At 69.1% G+C, this 18788-nt stretch carries 16 protein-coding genes and 1 riboswitch; of the genes, 7 read left to right on the top strand and 9 right to left on the bottom strand.

The features are described from left to right. Positions 1–224 precede the first annotated feature (224 nt). Positions 225–704 carry a MarR family winged helix-turn-helix transcriptional regulator gene (locus ACOZ38_RS20280; protein ID WP_424532648.1) on the bottom strand — a complete coding sequence of 160 codons (480 nt, stop codon included), beginning with the start codon at positions 702–704 and terminating at the stop codon, positions 225–227. A 113-nt stretch (positions 705–817) separates the two neighbouring features. Here ACOZ38_RS20280 and ACOZ38_RS20275 point away from each other — a divergent pair, with 113 nt between their 5' ends. Further along, positions 818–1900, top strand: a complete 1083-nt coding sequence (locus tag ACOZ38_RS20275; RefSeq protein ID WP_424532646.1) for an epoxide hydrolase family protein — start codon at positions 818–820, stop codon at positions 1898–1900. Positions 1901–2124: 224 nt separating this feature from the next. Here the strand turns inward: ACOZ38_RS20275 and ACOZ38_RS20270 are convergent, their stop codons facing one another. Then, the gene (locus ACOZ38_RS20270; protein ID WP_424532644.1) at positions 2125–2496 is read right to left on the bottom strand and encodes a ClpX C4-type zinc finger protein; all 372 of its coding nucleotides are present in this window, start codon (positions 2494–2496) and stop codon (positions 2125–2127) included. Between the two features lie 233 nt (positions 2497–2729). Here ACOZ38_RS20270 and ACOZ38_RS20265 point away from each other — a divergent pair, with 233 nt between their 5' ends. Then, on the top strand, positions 2730–3761 hold the full coding sequence (locus ACOZ38_RS20265; protein ID WP_424532642.1) for a medium chain dehydrogenase/reductase family protein: 1032 nt from the start codon (positions 2730–2732) through the stop codon (positions 3759–3761). Between the two features lie 185 nt (positions 3762–3946). On the opposite strand, the gene ACOZ38_RS20260 is transcribed toward ACOZ38_RS20265, so the two are convergent. From ACOZ38_RS20260 to ACOZ38_RS20245, 4 genes are read right to left on the bottom strand one after another with little or no spacing between them, the layout of a single operon-like run. Next, entirely contained in the window at positions 3947–4576 is a 630-nt protein-coding gene (locus tag ACOZ38_RS20260; protein ID WP_424532641.1) for a hypothetical protein, read from the bottom strand. Next, positions 4563–6185: an extracellular solute-binding protein gene (locus ACOZ38_RS20255; RefSeq protein ID WP_424532639.1), complete on the bottom strand. Its 1623-nt coding sequence runs from the start codon at positions 6183–6185 to the stop codon at positions 4563–4565. The genes ACOZ38_RS20260 and ACOZ38_RS20255 overlap by 14 nt, the downstream gene beginning before the upstream one ends. Beyond that, entirely contained in the window at positions 6182–7348 is a 1167-nt protein-coding gene (locus ACOZ38_RS20250) for a toxic anion resistance protein (protein WP_424532638.1), read from the bottom strand. The genes ACOZ38_RS20255 and ACOZ38_RS20250 overlap by 4 nt, the downstream gene beginning before the upstream one ends. 33 nt (positions 7349–7381) lie before the next feature. Beyond that, complete coding sequence (locus ACOZ38_RS20245; RefSeq protein WP_424532636.1) at positions 7382–8494, bottom strand: hypothetical protein; 1113 nt, start codon at positions 8492–8494, stop codon at positions 7382–7384. 303 nt (positions 8495–8797) lie between these two features. Here ACOZ38_RS20245 and ACOZ38_RS20240 point away from each other — a divergent pair, with 303 nt between their 5' ends. The 3 genes from ACOZ38_RS20240 (at position 8798) to ACOZ38_RS20230 (ending at position 11432) form a co-directional block, all read left to right on the top strand. Beyond that, entirely contained in the window at positions 8798–9121 is a 324-nt protein-coding gene (locus ACOZ38_RS20240; protein ID WP_424532634.1) for a hypothetical protein, read from the top strand. 54 nt (positions 9122–9175) lie between these two features. Then, a protein-coding gene (locus ACOZ38_RS20235; RefSeq protein WP_424532632.1) for an IS5 family transposase occupies positions 9176–10107 on the top strand; the annotation gives its coding sequence in 2 pieces (ribosomal slippage) (positions 9176–9520 and positions 9523–10107; 930 coding nt in all). A gap of 32 nt (positions 10108–10139) precedes the next feature. After that, positions 10140–11432 (top strand): hypothetical protein, encoded by a 1293-nt coding sequence (locus tag ACOZ38_RS20230; protein ID WP_424532631.1) that lies wholly within the window; start codon positions 10140–10142, stop codon positions 11430–11432. A gap of 102 nt (positions 11433–11534) precedes the next feature. On the opposite strand, the gene ACOZ38_RS20225 is transcribed toward ACOZ38_RS20230, so the two are convergent. Further along, on the bottom strand, positions 11535–12536 hold the full coding sequence (locus tag ACOZ38_RS20225; RefSeq protein ID WP_424532629.1) for a hypothetical protein: 1002 nt from the start codon (positions 12534–12536) through the stop codon (positions 11535–11537). Between the two features lie 271 nt (positions 12537–12807). After that, positions 12808–12882: riboswitch (S-adenosyl-L-homocysteine riboswitch) on the top strand. Between the two features lie 14 nt (positions 12883–12896). Here ACOZ38_RS20225 and metH point away from each other — a divergent pair. Continuing rightward, positions 12897–16598: a methionine synthase gene (gene metH / locus ACOZ38_RS20220; protein WP_424532628.1), complete on the top strand. Its 3702-nt coding sequence runs from the start codon at positions 12897–12899 to the stop codon at positions 16596–16598. A 39-nt stretch (positions 16599–16637) separates the two neighbouring features. On the opposite strand, the gene ACOZ38_RS20215 is transcribed toward metH, so the two are convergent. Then, positions 16638–17516 carry an alpha/beta fold hydrolase gene (locus ACOZ38_RS20215; RefSeq protein WP_424532626.1) on the bottom strand — a complete coding sequence of 293 codons (879 nt, stop codon included), beginning with the start codon at positions 17514–17516 and terminating at the stop codon, positions 16638–16640. Positions 17517–17621: 105 nt separating this feature from the next. After that, positions 17622–18218 (bottom strand): TetR/AcrR family transcriptional regulator, encoded by a 597-nt coding sequence (locus tag ACOZ38_RS20210; RefSeq protein WP_424532624.1) that lies wholly within the window; start codon positions 18216–18218, stop codon positions 17622–17624. 72 nt (positions 18219–18290) lie between these two features. Here ACOZ38_RS20210 and ACOZ38_RS20205 point away from each other — a divergent pair, with 72 nt between their 5' ends. Next, entirely contained in the window at positions 18291–18785 is a 495-nt protein-coding gene (locus tag ACOZ38_RS20205; RefSeq protein ID WP_424532623.1) for an FBP domain-containing protein, read from the top strand. Positions 18786–18788: the final 3 nt, after the last annotated feature.

Genomic DNA, 18788 nt, shown 5'->3' with positions numbered 1-18788 from the left:
GGACTGAAACAGGTCAAGGGATGGCAATCAGGTGTGCCACGGCGGAGGCATAGCGGGCTGATCAGGGACAGATCACGCTCGCCGATGTGCTTGGCAGCGAAGATCCAGTCGAAGCCGTCGAAACCGATTCCGGCGCGATCATCCTCGACTGAGGCCCGGCCTTAGCGTTGTTTTTGCCGTTTACTACCGGCGGGCCTTCCAGGAATGCTTGGGCGCTTTCCCTGTCAGCGCCACGGCTCTTCGGGGGTGCCGGTTCGCCGGTTGTGGTGGTCCAACAGCCTGGACAGCAGCTCGGTCAACCGCTGTCGCTCCTCGGGTGACAGCGGAGCCAGCAGTTCGTCCTGGCATTCGGCCAGCTGCTTCTCCAGTCGCCGCAGCTGCCGCTTGCCCGCGGCGGTCAGCGAGATGATGTTGCGCCGCCGATCGGAGGGGTCCGGGGCGCGCTCGACCAGTTTGCGATCGGCGAGCTCGTTGATCGTCGCGACCATGTCGCTGAGGTGGATGCCGCTACGGCGGCCCAGCGCGGCCTGGCTGGCCGGGCCGGACTCCTCCAGTGTCGCCAGCAGGCGGTAGTGGTAGCCGCGGGCGCGGACGGACGAGAACCCGTCGGCCACCAGGCGGTGCGCGTGGTTGGCGGTCTGGGTGATCAGCCAGCTGGGCAGGCTCTCCCACCTGGCGGGCGTCTCCTCGGATGGGTTCTCCATGTGACAAGTCTAACGAATCGTTGGACGCACTAATGATCGTGCTATCGTTTGTGGAGTAAACGTTAGCCGACTGAACATTCGGCCGCCGAATGAATCCCCCTGGAGTCAGGACCATGATCAAGCCGTTCCGCATCGACATCCCCCAGGCCGACCTCGACGACCTGACCGACCGGCTCTCCCGCACCCGTTGGCCCAACGAGGTCGCCGACGCCGGTTGGGACTACGGCTTCCCGCTGGCGCGGCTCAAGGAACTGGCCGAATACTGGCGCACCGGCTACGACTGGCGCGAGCACGAAGCCAACCTCAACGAGCTTCCGCACTTCACCACCGAGATCGAAGGCCAGAACATCCACTTCGTCCACGTCCGGTCTTCGAAGCCGGACGCGCTCGCGCTGATCCTCACCCACGGCTGGCCCGGTTCGTTCCTGGAGTTCCTCGACGTGATCGAGCCGCTGTCGCGCGACTTCCACCTGGTGATTCCGTCCATCCCGGGTTACGGCTTCTCCGGGCCGACCCACGAGCGCGGCTGGGACATCGTCCGGGTCGCACGGGCCTGGGCCGAGCTGATGCGCCGTCTCGGGTACGAGCGCTATGGCGCGCAGGGCGGCGACTTCGGCTCGGGCATCTCAATGGCGCTCGGCGCGGTGGCACCCGAGCGGGTCGTCGGGGTGCACGTCAACTACCTGCCGACCCGGCCGGTCCCGGACGCCGACATTGAACTGTCCGAAACGGATGAAGCCCGGCTGGACAAGGTCCGGCAGATGATGGCGAATCGTCCGCCGTACCAGGCTCTGCAGGCCCTCACCCCTCAGACCATCGGCTACGCGCTGACCGACTCGCCGGTCGGCCAGCTGGTCTGGATCGCCGAGCGCTTCGCACAGTGGACCGACCCTCGCTCGCAGATCAGTGACGAGCGGATGCTCACCGACATCTCGCTGTACTGGCTGACCGCCACCGCGGCTTCCTCGGCGCGGCTGCACCACGATACTCCGCGGCGGATCGAGCCGTGCCCGGTACCGGTTGGCGTGGCGGTGTTCGCGCACGACATCACGCAGTCGGTGCGACCGCTGGCCGAGCGGCTGTACGACATCAGGCACTGGTCGGAGTTCGAGCGCGGCGGCCACTTCGCCGCGATGGAGGTGCCGGAGCTGCTCGCTGAGGATATCCGGGACTTCTTCCTCACCCACATCAAGTAGGACTACCGGGTCGCCACCCGCTCTGAAGGCAGTGCTTGAGAATCGCGGAACCCTCCAGTTGGTGACCGGCCACGAAGTCCACCGCCGATCCGCACCGAAGGTCGGAAGAAAATGAACTGTAACCACACGGCTACCGATCGGTATCACCCAAGTGTGATCGCTACGTGGCGAACCTGAAACGCTATAGAAGACCACGAGATGCGGGCGGGTGGCCCCGGGTCGTGTCACTCCTCGCCGGAGAACCGCTCCCATGCGGACTGGCGGGTGATCCCGAGAGCTTCGCCGATCCTGATCCAGGTGACGCCGCGTCGGCGCAGTTCCTGCACCCAGGAGCGCAGGTCGGCCTCGGCCTGGTCGATGTGCGCGGCGACGCGCGGAATGTGGCTCAGCATCTCGCCGTCTGTCAACGACTCCCAGACGGGCACGCGCGGTCTTGCGGGGCTACCGAGGCTCCCGTCGATGAGCGACGCGGCGAGAGCCACGCACTCGTTGCAGATATGCACTCCAGGGCCGGCGACCAGCTTGTCGACCTTGGTGTCCGGCTTGCTGCAGAAGGAACACCGAGCGAGTTCGGTCAGGGTGTCAGGCGGTGTCACAGCGCACTCCTAAGTTGTCAGGATGTCCCTGACACCTTAGCCCGTCAGGGAATCCCTGACAACTGATGTGCGTGTTGCACCTTTCTTGCCGCCTTTCCGCGCCCGCACGGCTACATCCTCAAGATTAGTTAGAGGCTATCACGAAAGCTATTGACACTCACTTCTTGTCTGCGTTACAACTTCTAACGAACGCGAAAACGCGTAACTCGATGCACGACGCAGTGGAGGTCGTCATGAACGCCGAAGGACTCGTCGAGGTCGTTCTGCCGGGCAAGGTGGAGCCGGAAGGGCTGGAGATCCGGCACGGAGCCGTCCCCGCCGCGGGCCCGGGCCAGGTCGTGATCAGGATGGAGGCGACCGGGGTCTCCTTCGCCGAGCAGCAGATGCGCCGCGGCCGCTACTACGACCAGCCGGCGTTCCCGTTCGTGCCCGGGTACGACCTGGTCGGCACGGTCCTCACAACTGGCGAGGGTGTCGAGCCTGGCCTGGCCGGCACCCGGGTGGCCGCGCTGGTCAAGGTCGGCGGCTGGGCCACCCACGTGCTCGTCGACGCGGCGGACGTGGTGCGGGTGCCCGACGGCATCGGCGCGGCGGAGGCGGAGACCCTGGTGGTCAACGGCATCACCGCCTGGCAGATGCTGCACCGCAAGGCACGGGTCCGCACGGGGCAGACCATTGTGGTGCACGGCGCCAACGGCGGCGTCGGCTCGGTCCTGATCCAGCTCGCCCGGGCCGCAGGCGTGAAGGTGATCGGCACAGCATCCGCGCGCCACCACGACGCCCTGCGCGAACGCGGCGTCATCCCCGTCGACTACCGGACCGAGGATGTCGCCACGCGCGTCCGCGAGCTCGCCCCCGGCGGGGTGGACGCCGTCTTCGACCACGTCGGCGGCCGCAGCGTCGTCGACTCCTGGCGCCTGCTAGCGCCCGGCGGCACGCTCGTCTCCTACGGCAGCGCCTCCACCCGGGACGACAAGGGGTCCAAGCAGTGGCCCATGCTCAAGCTGCTCGGCCGGGTGTGGCTGTGGAACGCGCTGCCCAACCGCCGCCGCGCCTACTTCTTCAACATCTGGGCCGGGCGAGCGCTGACAAAGAACCGGTTCCGCGCCCGGTTGCACGCCGACCTCACCCAGGTCTTCGCGGCCCTCCAGCGCGGTGATCTCACCGCCCAGATCGCCGCCCGGCTCCCGCTGACCCACATCGCCGACGCTCTGCGGCTGGCCGAATCCGGCACCGTCGCCGGAAAGATCGTTCTGACCCCGTAGCGCATCCCTTCCGCAGCCGCCGACCGCACGATCTTCTTCCTCCCGTACCTGAAACGCGAGGAACCGCCATGGCCACCACTACCAGGCGCCACCGGGCGCGGCTGCTCATCCCCGCGGCGATCGCCGGAACCGCTCGACCGCCTCGGCCGTGGTTTTCGCGCCGAAACTCCCGAGTGCCTGGATGGTCACAGGTCCAGGCCGGAGCCGCCGAACCGGTCCTGCAGGAACCTGCCCTGGTCGCGCAGGGCCTGCTCGTCGCCCCGGTAGACCGACTCGGCCACCTTGCTCAGCTGGGCGGCGAGCAGGTCGAGCTGGGCGAGCAGCTCCTCGTGGGCGCTGCGCTCCCGCTCGCCGCGCCGCGTGAGCGCGTACGAGCGGGGAAGGTTCGCGTACGCCTCCAGGCTGGACGGCAGGTAGTCCCTGATCGTCTGGGAGACGATGTGCAGGTGGTCGGGGGAGGAGGTGAGCGCGTCCGCGCGCCGCAGGATGTCGCGCAGCACCTCGGCGAGCGCGCCGACCCTCGCCACCACGTCCTCGGGAAACCGGGTGCCGCCGACCTTGACCAGCAGGGTGTCGAGGTCGGCGTACAGCCGCCGGGACTCCACCTCCGCGTGCGAGATCGTGAGCCGCACCCGGTCCGCCGGTGCCAGCAGCGCCCCGACGCCGTACAGCCCGGCGACCACGACGGGCCAGAACGCCCCGGCGACGCCGAAGAAGACCAGGACCACCCCGGCGAGCGCCAGGGCGCACCCGGTGATGTTCTTGGTCGACCCGGCGTAGGCGAGGATCCGGCCGCCGACGCTACTGGTAGCCACGGATCTCCTTGAAGGCGGCGGCCAGCGACCCCTTGCGGGCGTCGAAGGTCGCTCCACCGGTGAGCTGGGCGATCTGCCGCATCGCGGCGGCGTCGCTGTCGCCGAAGAGCACGACGAACGTCGGGAACTTCACGGGCAGTGACATGTAGAAGGTGGCGAAGTCGTCATACGAGCTGCCGTCCGTGTTCTCGCCGTCCGTCATCAGCACGATAGAGGTGAAGTCTCCCGATGCCGCCGACCCGGCCTGCTCGTAGGCGGCCCGCAGGCTGTCGAAGATGGCCGTGCCGCCGCTCGCCCGCAGCCCCTCGCCGTACGAGCGGATCTGCTGGAGCACCGGTTCGGGGTCGCGCTCGGGCAGCGCGAACGTCCGCGGGGCGTCGGGCGCGGTGCTGAACGGGATCATCGTGACCGTCTCGCGGTCACGGAAGCGCGAGAACGACCCGCTGGCGGAGGTGTCGGCACCGGACAGCGCGGTGAGCGCCTGCTTGAGGGCGTCGATCCGGTCGCCCGTCATCGAACCGGAGGTGTCCAGCACGAACAGCGTCCGCGACGGCTTGCGCACCTGGTTCAGGTAGACGCCGATCAGCTCGTCCGCCGCGCTGCGCCGGTTGGGGAACGGCAGCTCCACCAGCGGCGCGGTCCCGAAACGCTCGTCCGGCCTGACCTCGGGGACGATCGGCCGGCGGTAGGTCGTGGTCATGAGTTCCCGCTGGATCTCGGGCCTGCGCAGCCAGGCGGCGAGCTTCCCGTACAGCTCCTTCTTGCCGGGCGTCGCGGAGCTCAGGAGCGTGAGCGGGTAGTCGGCCGTCACCACCCCGTCGCTCGGGTAGATCAGCGTGAGCGGTTCCTTGAGCCTGCCGGAGGCGTTGAGGCCGAGCAGCACGGACTCGTAGTTCACGAGCCCGTCCACCGTGCCCTGCTTGGCGTACGCGTCCGCGAGCCATCCGGAGGAGCCGGCCGTGAGCGTCTGCGCCGAGAAGAACCGCTTCAGCTTGGGGGTGGCCGCGTCGATCTGGGCCTTGTCCACGGCCTCCCCGGCGTCGGAGAGCGCCGCCGTCACGCCGACCAGCGCCGAGAATCCGGAGTTGGACGCCGCGGGGCTGGTCATGCCGAAGGTGAACTTGTGGGCGCGGGCGGCTGAGGCGATGTCGTTCCAGGTCACGGGCTTGCCGTCCCACCCGAGCTCGCGAGCCTTGGACGCCTTCAGCCCGAGCAGCACGGGCGAGACCATGACCTTGGTCTGGGTCGAGAGCCGCGCGTTCGCCCCGTCGATCAGCGACAGATAGCGGTTGGAGGAGAACCAAGTCGCGTCGTACGTCCCATCCGCGCCGCCGCTCGCGACCTGGTCGGCCCCGTCGAGCGTTCCGGCGTACGACAGGATGACCCGCACGCCGACGGCGTCCTGGGCTCGCTTGAGCAGCGGTTCCAGGTCCTTGATCTCGCTTCCCGCGAGGACGCGCAGCGCGTCGGGAGCGTCCACGGGGGTGGCGGGCGTGTCCGTCCCGCCGCACGCGGCCGACGCGATCAGCATGGGCAGCACGGCCAGCAGGGCGAGCGCCCGCCTGGTGGGCCGCGAACCCGCCCGTACGCCGGGCGACGGTTCGCTCATCGGGGGAGCGCCTGTTCGTCGCCGCGCTGGGAGCGCTCCAGGTACGTGCGCGCGTGGTCGAGCTCGACGGTCAGGCTGTCCACGGTGATCGCCATGTTCTCCACCGCCTGGGCCTTGAACGTGTCGATCATGTCCATGGTGCTGTAGATGTTGTCGAACGCCTTGCGAAGCGCGTCCATGTTGACCGTGGTGGACGCCGCCTGGGTCTGGATGTCGGCCGCCTGCGTGCGCAGCATCTCGCTGGTCGCCACGATCAGGTCGGAGGTGGTGGCGTTCAGCGCCGTGATCTGGTCGAGCACGAGCTTCTGGTTGGCGAGGGCCTGGGCCACGGTCACGGCCGTGCGCAGCGCCGCGATCGTCGTCGTGGTCGCCCGGTCCACACCCTTGATCAGCTCTAGGTTGTTCTTGCGGATCAGGTCCAGGGCGAGGTACCCCTGGGCGGACACCGCGAGCTGGGTGAGCAGGTCCTGGTGCTTCTGCCGGATGCCGAACAACGCGTCCGAGCGGAGCGCGGTGGCCTTCTCCGGGTCGGCCGCCTCGACCTGCATGATCTTGTCTTCCACCGCGGAGTCGAGGGCGGCGGCCAGCAGGGCGTACTCCTGCAGGCGCTTCATCGACTCCCACAGGTTGGTCTTCTCGCCCTCGATGGCCGCGTTGTCCTTGAGGAGCTCGTCCTGCCCGGACTTGAGGGCGCGGATGATGTCGTCGATGTGCCGCTGCGCCGACTGATATTTCGCGAAATAGTCGCGCAGCTTATCGCCGAACGGAATCAGCCCTAGCAGCTTCTTCGCCGGGTTGGACGCCTGCTTGGGGTCGAGGTCGACGATCGTGCGGCGCAGCGCGACCAACTGCCCCGCCACCGCCGCCTGCGCGTCCTTGCCCTCGCCTCTGGCGGACGCCAGCGCGGCCACCGGGCGCTTCAGCATCCGGTTCGCCACCTGCGAGGACGCCCGGATCTCCGAGTCGCCCATGGAGGTGATGTCGCGCACCTTGCGGGTGAACTCCGGCGACCGGGGGTCCAGGCCACTCAGCTCCTCGGCGAAGCCCTCGGCCTTCTCGGCCAGCTCGGAGGTGCGTCCCTCCGGGACCGGCAGCATGGTGGCCGCCTTCTCCGTGGGCACCTTGGCCACGGGTTCGGGCGGGCTGAGCACGAGATCGCTCACGGTGGTCTCTCCTCGAAGCGGGGGAAGGTGAGGTCAGGGGGTGGGGGAGGGGACCGCGCCGGACCGGTAGAGCCGGTCGATCGCGGCGATCATGCCCTCCAGCCGCTCGTAGTCGGGCGGCTCCACCACGTCGATCAGGCCGGCCGGCAGCGGGGCCTTGACCTTGGCCGCCAGTTCGTCGAACGCCTTGGCCGCAGCGGTGCGGAAGCCGTACTGCGCGGCGAGGCGCCCGAGTTCCGGGTCCTCCTGCAGGAGCCGGCCGACCTCGGTGCCCTGCGGGCTGAGCGGTACGAGCGTGTGCTTGCTGAGGACCGTGGGCGAGGGGTAGATCAGCCGCATGTCGGGGCGGATCGCGCCGTCCCCGGCGAACAGCCGCGAGGCGTACTGCGCCTCGTAGACCATGACCATGGGCGTCTTCCCCATCCCCAGGGACAGGTAGTCCTCGAACGGGGCCTCGGTGGAGGTCTCGGAGTAACCCTGGTCGAGGAAGAGAGGAGCGACGGCTTCCGCGACCTTGGAGGCCTGCGCGTTCGAGGTGACCACGTCGTCGCCGTTGGCCACGTAGCCGGCGATCGAGAGGTACATCGCCGCGGAGTTGGAGGTGCGCACGTCGGTGGTGGTGAGCAGTACGCGCTTGCGCGCCGGGTAGGCGGTGTTGCCCGGGAGCTTGTCCCACCGGGTGCCCTTGGCCGCCAGATCCAGATATTTCCGGATATCTAGCACCTGATAGCCCTGGCCGGAATCTCGTACGACGCCCGCCTTGGCGAGCACGTCCACGATCGGGCCGAAGGTGGCGATCGCCATGGGGGAGGAGAAGGGCGCGAACGTGCGGGTGGCGCCCTGGTCGCGCCTGATCTTCTCGGCCGCCGGAGCGCTGGAGGGGAACGCGAAGCCGTACTTCTTCAGATCCACCGAGGCCGCGATCTGCCGCGAGCCGGCGGTGTCGACCTCCACCCGGAGGCCGTGCCGGGCGAAGAGGGCCCGCACCCTCTGGTCGTCGAAGAACGGCTTCTTCTCCGATCCGATCACCCCGCGGACCAGGGTGAGCTCCCGCGTTTCCGTGCCGCCGCGGTTGCCCATCACGATCGCCGCCACCACGGCCGCGCCGAGGAGAAGCGCCAGCCCGACGCCGATCCAACGCTTCATTTGATTCCTCGAAAGTTCGCCCCGTATCGCCATAAATCGGCGTCCCCCACCGAAGTATGTGAGCTATCACGACAGGGTGCAGCGAGGCTTCCAGGAAGTATTGATAATTCCGCTTCCGTTCACCGTTACGTCATAATCCAAAAGCACAAAAAGCCGATTATGCCTCACAAAAGTGGATAAAAGGGGCAACGGGCCTTCTATCCGCCGCGACATGGCCGGTGTAACCGGATGATCTTCGGGATGTCCGCCAATGTTCATCCTTGTCGATCTTCCCTGCGAGTCCGGCTCGCTAGCATCCCAAAAGTGGAGCAGGAGCTCAGGGCCGACGAGGGCTCGTACATCACGGCCGCGCGGGTCCTTGAGGACTCGGCCGAGCTGTTCGGCGGGCACACCGACGCCCTGCTCACCGCGATCTCCGGCGGCGGGCGCTCGCCGTGGGGAGCCGGTCTCATCGGCATGGCCATGGACGAGGTGAACGAGCTGCTCGCCCAGGCGTGCCGCCACGTCCATCACAACCTCGGCACGACCGGCGAGGCGCTTCAGGCGATGGCGGACCGGTACTCCGGCGCGCGGCACGCGACGACAGCGGCCGTACAGGCCGTCCACCAGGACCTGGAGGACGGCTAGGAGCTGTTTCTTAGATCTCCTGACAGCGGGCGCCGGGTTGGTGACGCTTGGTGTATGGGTCGTGGTGATCTAACGAACGCGGAGTGGGAGCGGCTGGAGCCTTTGTTACCGCCGGGCGGGGCACGCGGAGGCCGGTGGAACGATCATCGGATGGTGCTCAACGGGGTGTTCTACCGGGCGCGTACGGGGGTACCGTGGCGCGATCTTCCTGAGCGGTTCGGGTCGTGGGTGACGGTTTACAAGCGGCATCGCCGCTGGTCGGCGGATGGCACGTGGGAGCGGCTGCTGGCCGTGGTCCAGGCGGCCGAGGATGCTGCGGGCCGGGTGGATTGGGATGTGTCGGTGGATTCCACGATCACGCGGGCGCACCAGCACGCGGCTGGTGCCCCGCGTACGCCGCCGCCGGTTTCGGCGTTAAAGGGGGGATCGGCCGGGACAAAGCGGGGCGATCCGGTGTGGCGGGGGCTGCGCGTCCAGTTGGAAGAGGTGGTCAGACAGGCGAGTGCTTAGGACGCTCGCGGGGTGGATTCTCCACCAAGATCCACTTGTCCGCCGATGGGCGGTGCCGTCCGCTGTCGATGTTGATAACCCCTGGGCAGCACGGGGACAGTCCGCAGTTTCGGCCGGTGCTGGAGGCGATCGGCATCCCGCGTATCGGTCCGGGCCGGCCGCGTACCCGCCCTGACAGTGTGAGTGCCGACAAGGCCTATAGTTCCCGCGCCAACCGGGCCTACCTGCGCCGCCGCAAGATCCGGCACACCATTCCCGAGCCGCGTGATCAGCGGGCCAACCGGCGCAGGCGCGGCTCGGCCGGCGGGCGTCCGACCGGGTTTGACGCCGACCGCTACAAGAAACGCAACGTTGTCGAGCGGGCGATCAACCGGCTGAAGAACTTCCGGGCCGTAGCCACCCGCTACGACAAGCGCGCCTACATCTACCTCGGGACCATCACTGTCGCCACCTTGGTCATATGGCTCCGCACGTGATCCAGGAAACAGGCCCTAGCACGATGGCGCTGATGCTCCCGCCCGACTTGGAGACCGCGTTCGGCATGCTGGGCGTGCCCTGGCCGACCGAGGACGAGGACGGGCTGCGGGAGTGCGCCGCCGCCTACCGCGCCTGCGCGGAGGCGCTCGCCACCACCGTCACGCCGCTCGCGCGCCACGGCGTCCAGCACGCGCAGGCGCACAACCTCGGCGCCGGCGTTGAGGCGGTCACCGGCTTCTGGGCCGCCTACCACGCCCCCGGCGACGGCTCGGGACACCTGTCCGACCTGGGCGGCACCCTTGAGGTGCTCGCCGACGGGCACGAGGGGGCCGCCAAACTGGTCCTCGCCCTGAAGCTGACCCTGCTCATCCTGGCCGCCATCATGCTCAGCCTCCTGGCCTGGGCCCTTCTGGCCGCCACGCTGAGCGCGGGGATCGCGGCGGTCCAGTCCCGCACCCTCATGACGGCCCTGCGGGCGTCGGCGCGGCGCTTCGTCACGGTCTTCTACCGCGACTTCACGAGGTTCTTCGGGGAGTCGGTGATCCGCGCCGCGAGGCACGGCCTGGACGGTGTGCTCGGCGCCCGGTCGGCGCAGCGGACCGCGGTCAGGGTGTACGCCGACGCCAGGTACGTCGGCCGGTCGGAGCTGACGATGCTGGCCAGGCTCCGGTCGGCGCCGGAGCACCGCCTGTCCCGCCTGGACGGAGGAAGCTCGGAGGTCTTCCTGGTCGAGTTGCCCGACGGCACGCGCGTGGTCTACAAGCCCATCCCGAAGACCAGCTATCGGATCAGCGTCCCCGAGACCGGGATGCCGTTCAGAGAACTCGACGCCTACCGGTTCAGCGAGCGGCTCGGATGGGACCTCGTCCCGCCGACGGGGGTGTGGGACGGCCCGAGGGGCCTGGGCTCGGTGCAGCTGTATGTGGACGGCAGGGGCGGCTGGAGGCGATGGACCGAGGTCGAGCGGCAGCGGGGCGCCGCCTTCGACTACGTGATCGGCAATCTGGACCGGGGGAACAACTTCCTGACCGACCGGAATGAAGCGCTGAGGTTCTACGACCACGCCCTCAGCAGCCCGACCTCCTCCGAATCCGCCATCCGATCCCCGTTCGTGACCAATTATCTGAACAGGCCGCTCGACCCCGGCGTGCTCGCCGATCTGCGCGGGCTCGATCTGGAGGCCGAGGCCCGCCGCCTGCGCGCGTCGGGCCTCGGGATGGTGGAGATCGGCGGCCGGATCGAGCGCCTCAGGGAACTGCGGGAGCTGGGCATGATCACGGGCAGGAGCTGGCGCGGCCGGATCATCTCCGACGTGGGCTCCTAGGAGACGGGGCGACGCCCGATGACCGCGATCATCGGGCGTCGCGCGAGGGAGTCCGGGCGGGTGCTCAGGGGCCGACGTAGGCCGGAAGGTCGGCGGGGGAGTTCAGGGGCTGACGTAGGCCGGGAGGTTGGCCTTCACCACGTGCTGGCGGAAGGTGAACACCTGGGGGTCCTCCGGGTCGATCACGGCGCTCACCCAGTGGCTCTGGCCGCTGCCGAAGGTCTGCACCCGCGTGACGTTCTGGATGGTCTGGTCCTTGGCGTCGTTGAGCGGCTTGTCGACCCGCAGCACGTGACTGTCGCCGTTGACCAGCAGCACCTGGCCGGGGAACCCGATGGACAGCTGGGCCAGCTTGCGCTTGGTGTCGGCGAAGTGCGCGGTCGGCTCGGTGCTCCACATGTCGGCCTGCAGGACGATGACGATCGCCGCGGAGCGGGCGGCCCGGGCGGCGGCGAAACCCTGGTCCAGCCACTGCAGGTTGGCCGCGTTGCGCGCGGTGTACTCGGCGAGGTCGCCGTCGATCTGCTTGCCGGTGGCGTCGAACTGCGGCGCGTTGTTGTCGCTGCCGGGGACGTTGAGGCCGAGGTAGGTCACGCTGCCGTACTTCCAGCGGACGTTCTCGGGGTAGGCGGCGGACTGGCGCTGGAGCGCGAGCGTCTGCCGGCCGAAGGACCTCGGGGTCGCGGCGAACATGCGGCGCACCAGGGCCAGCCGCTCGTTCGGGTCGTAGCCGCCGGCGCTGGGCCGGTCGCAGTCGGTCCACTCGTTGTCACCGGGCACGTACACCAGGGGATTGCGGAAGGTCGCGAAGCTCTTCGCCGACAGGTCGTACAGCGGCTGGTCGCACCGCTCGCTGCCGTTCTTGATGTCCCCGTCGAAGATGGTGAAGGCGATGCGCTTGTCGGCGTTGATCTCCTCGATGACGCGCGGGTACTGGGTGCGTCCCAGGTCGCCGTACGGCATGTCGCCGATGAGCGCGATCTCGTACGTCTTGCCGCCGTCCCCGTGGCCGTCATGGTCGGAACCGCCACCGGCGTACGCGGCCACGGTCCCGCCGAATATCACCAGCGCGCTGGCGGCCGCCGTCAACAAGGTCCTGCGCATGATCGCTCTCCGAACGCCGAGCTGTAAGGTCAATGAATCCCAGACCCTCCGCATGACGCTCCGGCGACCTGTCACGGTACCCGGCATGAAACGCTGAAGAACCTCACTGATCGCCGGTTCACCTGTGACGCGACCGATCGCGGAGAGTGCGCGCCACCTGCGCCATGAGCGCCTCGGCTCCGGGCCGGCTCGGGTGGAGATCGTTGCCGGGACCGTTCGGCCCAGCACGCTAGAAGTTTCGTCCCACCGTTTGCTCTTATATCCTTGATCTCAAGCCGAGAGGCGCTGCGACGGGCCGAGGTCCGCCACGCTCGGCCAGCACAGTTCCCAAGGGCGCCTTCCATAACGGAAGGCGGTCCGGTGAGCAGGTTCGTGAACCACGGCGACGACCATGGGCGTGACACTGTCCGACGGGCACCCGACGCCGGAGCAGGCGGCGGGGCTCAAGCTCTGCGGAGGCTTCTGGACCAGCGGGTCGCGGTGCTCGACGGGGCCTGGGGGACGATGCTGCAAGGCGCGAGTCTGACTCCGGCCGACTATCGCGGGGAGCGCTTCCAGGACCATCCGCGTGATGTGACCGGCAACCCGGACCTGCTGAACCTGACACGGCCGGATGTCATCCTCGACGTGCACCGGCAGTACCTGGCGGCGGGCGCGGACATCACCACGACCAACACCTTCACGGCGACGAGCATCGGCCAGTCGGACTACCTGCTGCAGCCGCTGGTGCGTGAGATGAACCTGCGGGGCGCCCAACTGGCGCGGCAGGCCGCGGACGAGGCGGGCGGGCGTTTCGTCGCCGGCTCGATCGGGCCGCTGAACGTCACGCTCTCGCTGTCACCGCGTGTGGAGGACCCCGCGTACCGGGCGGTGTCGTTCGACGAGGTCCGCGCCGCGTACGCCGAGCAGATCCAGGCGCTGGCCGACGGCGGGGTCGACCTGCTGCTGATCGAGACGATCTTCGACACGCTCAACGCGAAGGCGGCGATCGCCGCCGCACGCGACGTGGCTCCGCACCTGCCGCTGTGGATTTCGGTGACGATCGTCGACCTGAGCGGGCGCACGCTGTCGGGGCAGACCGTCGAGGCGTTCTGGAACGCGATCGAACACGCCGAGCCTCTGGTGGTGGGCGTGAACTGTTCGCTGGGCGCTGAGGAGATGCGCCCGCACGTGGCCGAGTTGTCGCGGCTCGCCGGCGTCTACACGGCGTCTCATCCCAACGCCGGGCTGCCGAACGCGTTCGGCGGCTACGACCAGACGCCGCACGAGACCGCACAACTGCTCGGCGAGTTCGCCGCGGCGGGCATGGTCAACATCGTCGGCGGGTGCTGCGGCACGACACCGGGGCATATCAAGCAGATCGCGGCCACCGTGTCCGATCTCCGGCCGCGCCCGGTCCCGGCGCCTCCGGCGCGCACCCGGTTCAGCGGTCTGGAGCCCTTCGCGATCGGCCCGGACACGGGATTCGTCATGATCGGGGAGCGGACCAACGTAACGGGGTCGGCGCGGTTCCGGCGCCTGGTCGAAGCGGACGACTACCAGGCCGCCGTCGACGTCGCGCTGGAGCAGGTGCGCGGCGGGGCCAACCTGCTCGACGTCAACATGGACGCCGACCTGCTCGACAGCGAGCGGGCCATGACCACGTTCCTGAATCTGGTCGCGACCGAGCCGGAGGTCGCCCGCATCCCGATCATGGTCGACAGTTCGCGGTGGAGCGTGCTGGAGGCCGGGCTCAAGTGCGTGCAGGGCAAGGGCGTGGTCAACTCGATCAGCCTCAAGGAGGGCGAGGGCCCGTTCCTGGAGCAGGCCGCACGCATCCGGGACTACGGCGCCGGTGTGGTCGTCATGGCCTTCGACGAGCAGGGGCAGGCCGACACCGCCGAGCGCAAGGTGTCGATCTGCGCCCGCGCCTACGACCTGCTCACCCAGCGGGCCGGGTTCGCCCCTGAGGACATCGTGTTCGACCCCAACGTGCTCGCGGTCGCCACAGGCATCGCCGAGCACAACGGCTACGCGAAGGCGTTCATCGACGCGCTGCCGCTGATCAAGCAACGCTGCCCCGGAGCGCGCACCAGCGGCGGCATCTCCAACCTGTCGTTCTCCTTCCGCGGCAATGACATCGTGCGCGAGGCGATGCACTCGGCGTTCCTCTTCCACGCCGTACGAGCCGGGCTGGACATGGGCATCGTCAACGCGGGACAGCTCGCGGTCTACCAGGACATCCCCGCGGACCTGCTCGAACTCGTCGAGGACGTCCTGTTCGACCGTCGCGCCGACGCCACCGACCGGCTCGTCGCCTTCGCGGAGACGGTCAGCGGGACGGGCACCCGCCGTACGGTGGACCTGTCGTGGCGCGAGGCGCCGGTCGAGCAGCGCCTGGCATACGCGCTGGTCCACGGCATCGTGGACTTCATCGAGGCCGACACCGAAGAAGCCCGGGGGCTGGCGGCGCGCCCACTCCAGGTGATCGAGGGGCCGCTCATGGACGGCATGAAGACCGTGGGCGACCTGTTCGGCTCCGGGAAGATGTTCCTGCCCCAGGTGGTCAAGAGCGCGCGGGTGATGAAGCGCGCGGTCGCCTATCTGGAGCCGTACATGGAAGCCGAGAAGGAGCAGGCGCGACTGGAGGGCCGAGCCGAGGTCAGCCGCGGCAACGGGAAGGTGGTGCTCGCCACGGTCAAGGGCGACGTGCACGACATCGGCAAGAACATCGTGGGCGTCGTGCTCGGCTGCAACAACTACGAGGTCATCGACCTGGGTGTCATGGCCCCCGCCGCCGTCATCCTCGACACCGCGGTCGCCGAAGGCGCCGACGCCGTGGGCCTGTCAGGCCTGATCACCCCGTCGCTGGACGAGATGGTCACCGTCGCCGCCGAGATGAAGCGCCGCGGGCTGAAGCTGCCCCTGCTGATCGGCGGTGCCACGACGTCGCGCCAGCACACCGCCGTTCGCATCGCCCCGGCCTATGACGGCACGACGGTCCATGTGCTCGACGCCTCCCGCGTCGTCGGCGTGGTCTCGGACCTGCTCGATCCCGGACGGGCCGAGGAACTGGCCGTGAGCAACCACGCCGAGCAGGAGCGCCTGCGCGAGCAGCACGCGACCAGGGAGCGGAGTCCCATGCTGACCCTCGCGCGAGCCCGCGCGAACCGTGAGCAGGTACCGTTCGACGACCTGCCCGTTCCCGCCTTCACCGGCACCCGCTTCGTCCAGCCGGATCTCGCCACCCTCCGCGCGATGATCGACTGGCAGTTCTTCTTCGTCGCCTGGCAACTGAAGGGCAAGTACCCGGCGATCCTCGAACAGCCGGCGGCCCGCGAGCTCTACGACGAGGCGAACGCCCTGCTCGACCAGATCATCGCGGACGGATCATTCCAGGCCCGGGGCGTCTACGGCTTCTGGCCCGCGCACTCCGAGGGCGACGACATCCTGATCACCACGGGCCGGTCGGGTGCGGGTGACCGCGTTCTCCGGCTGCCGATGCTGCGCCAGCAGACGGCCAAGCCCGCGGGCCGGCCCAACCGGTGCCTGGCGGACTACGTGGCCCCGGCGGGGGATCACCTCGGCGGCTTCGCCGTGACCGTCCACGGCGCCGAGGAACTCGCTCGTACCTTCGAGGAGCGCCACGACGACTACCGGGCGATCATGGTGAAAGCCCTGGCCGACCGCTTCGCCGAGGCGTTCGCCGAGCACATCCACCTCCAGGCGCGGCGCGCCTGGTTCGAGCCGGACGCCGACCCCTCACTCGAGGACCTGCACGCTGAGCGCTTCCGCGGCATTCGTCCCGCCTCCGGCTACCCGGCGAGCCCGGACCACAGCCAGAAACAGGAGCTGTTCGACCTGCTTGACGCCGAACGACTCGGCATGGGCCTGACGGAATCCTTCGCGATGACCCCCGCGGCCAGCGTCAGCGGTCTGATCTTCGCTCACCCCTCGTCGCGGTACTTCAGTGTGGGACGTATCGGCAAAGACCAGGCCGAGGACTACGCCCTGCGGCGAGGCGTCGACCTTTCCGAAGTCGAGCGCTGGCTGCGCCCCAACCTCGCCTACGACCCCCGGTGACCGCACTTCGGCACCGTACGGCCGGCGGGGCTCCCGGCCTCAGCGGGTGAGGAGGTCCCGGAGGGACTCGGCGATGTCGGCCGGGGCCTCTTCGGCCATGAAGTGGCCGAAGCCGACGGTGGAGTGCCGCAGGTCCGGTGCCCAGGCGCTCCACAGGGCCGCCGCGTCGAAGCCCAGGGCGGCGCCCCAGTCCTGCTGGAGCACGGTGACCGGCATCCGCAGCCGGTTGCCGGCGTCCAGGTCGGCCTGGTCGTGTTCGACGTCGACGCCCGCGGAGGCGCGGTAGTCGGCCACGATCGAGGGCACCGCCTGGCGGCAGGCCTCCAGGTAGGCGGCGCGGACCTCGGCGGGGATCGCCTGCGGGTCGTTGGCCCAGAGGTCCAGGAAGTGCCCGAAGAAGGTGTCCGGGCTCGCGGCGATCAGCTGCTCGGGCAGGCCCGGGGGCTGGGCCATCAGGTACAGGTGGAAGCCGACCGAGGCGCCGACACCGTGCATCGCCGCCCACATGTCCAGCGTGGGCAGCACGTCCAGGCAGGCCAGGTGGGTGATCGTGCCGGGGTGGTCCAGGCCGGCGCGGAAGGCGACCAAGGCGCCACGGTCGTGCCCGGCCAGCGCGAACCGCTCATGCCCCAGCGCCCGGGCCAGGGCGACGATGTCGGCGGCCATGGTGCGCTTGGCGTAGACGGTGGGATCGGTTTCGGCGGGTTTGCCGCTTTCGCCGTAGCCGCGCAGGTCGGGGCAGATCACGGTGTGGTCGGCCGCCAGGTCGGCGGCGACGTGCCGCCACATCAGGTGGGTCTGCGGGAAGCCGTGCAGGAGCACGATCGGACTGCCCGACCCCCCGACGGCCGCGTTCAGGGACACCCCGTCGGCGACAGGGACCTGGTGGTAGGTGAAACCGGCGATGACGGGCGCCATGGTCTGGCCCTTCTCGGTAGGTGACTGGATGCCCTGAAGCCTGCCGGGCTCGAATGAGTATCCGATGAGCGCCCTACCGGGCAGTGCGGCACGAGAACTTCCGGATCAAGCTGAGCCCTCAGGATCCGTCGTACACCCTGTTCGCCAGTGCTCCAGCGTGAAGTGGAGGGCGTCGAGGGCCCGGCCCCAGGACGCCCGCACGTCGCGGGAGTGGCCGAACCCGCCGTTGGCCTCGAGGGTGATGTAACCGTGGAAGGCGCTGCGCAGCAGGCGGCCCGCGTCGGTCAGGTCCGGCTCGGCGAGGTCGTACGCGCGCAGCATCGCGTGGGTGAGCTCGATGTTGCGCGCGTAGGCGGTGGACTCGGCGAGGACGGCGGGGTCGAGCCGGACCTGGGTCGCCGCGTAACGGCCGGGGTGCGCCAGCGCGTACTCCCGGTAGGCGTTGGCGAAGGCGGCCATGGCGTCCCGCCCGGACCGGCCCGCGACCGCCGCGGCGATGTGGTCGGCGAGCTCGCCCGCGGCCAGCAAAGCGACCCGCTCGCGCAGATCCTTGAGGTTCCTGACGTGCGAGTACAGGCTCGCGTCCTTGACCCCGAAGCTCCGTGCCAGCGCGGACACGGTCATGTTCTCGAACCCGACGGTGTCCGCCAGGTCCGCGGCGGCCTCCGTCACACGCTGTGCCGTCAGTCCCGCACGAGCCATTCGCACCCCACATTTTTCCTACAGTCTAAAAGCATTTGCCTAGTGCATCTAGGAACTGTAGCGTTCCGCGCCATGCAAGCAGTGAGTGAGCGGGAGATCCGCGCGTCGTTCGTCAACTGCTCCAAGGGGGAGGCCACGCGGATGGCGCTCCCTCGGGGCCTGGCCGAGCAGCCCTGGGACGATCTGGACTTCCTGGGCTGGTGCGACCCCGGAGCGCCGGATCGCGGCTATCTCGTCACAGAACGCGGCGGCGAGGTCGTCGGCGTGACGCTCCGCCTGTCGGCCCAGCATCGCGGCGGGCTCCACCGCGGCATGTGCTCCCTGTGCCTGACCACGCACCCCGGCAGCGGCGTCTCGCTGATGACCGCCCGGCGAGCGGGTCAGGCCGGCCGGGACGGCAACTCGGTCGGCCTGTACGTGTGCACCGACCTCGCCTGTTCGCTGTACGTGCGAGGCAAGAAGATCCCGGACCTGGGAGGGCGTCTCGAGGAGTCCCTGACGGTCGAGGAGCAGATCGACCGCACCAGGACCAAGCTGTCCGCGTTCCTGAACAAGGTCATGGCGTGACGC

The sequence above is a fragment of the Sphaerisporangium viridialbum genome, assembly GCF_049674955.1.
Lineage (GTDB): Bacteria > Actinomycetota > Actinomycetes > Streptosporangiales > Streptosporangiaceae > Sphaerisporangium > Sphaerisporangium viridialbum.
Note: the sequence above shows the minus strand (reverse complement) of the source record. Positions and strands in the feature narration are given on the sequence as shown.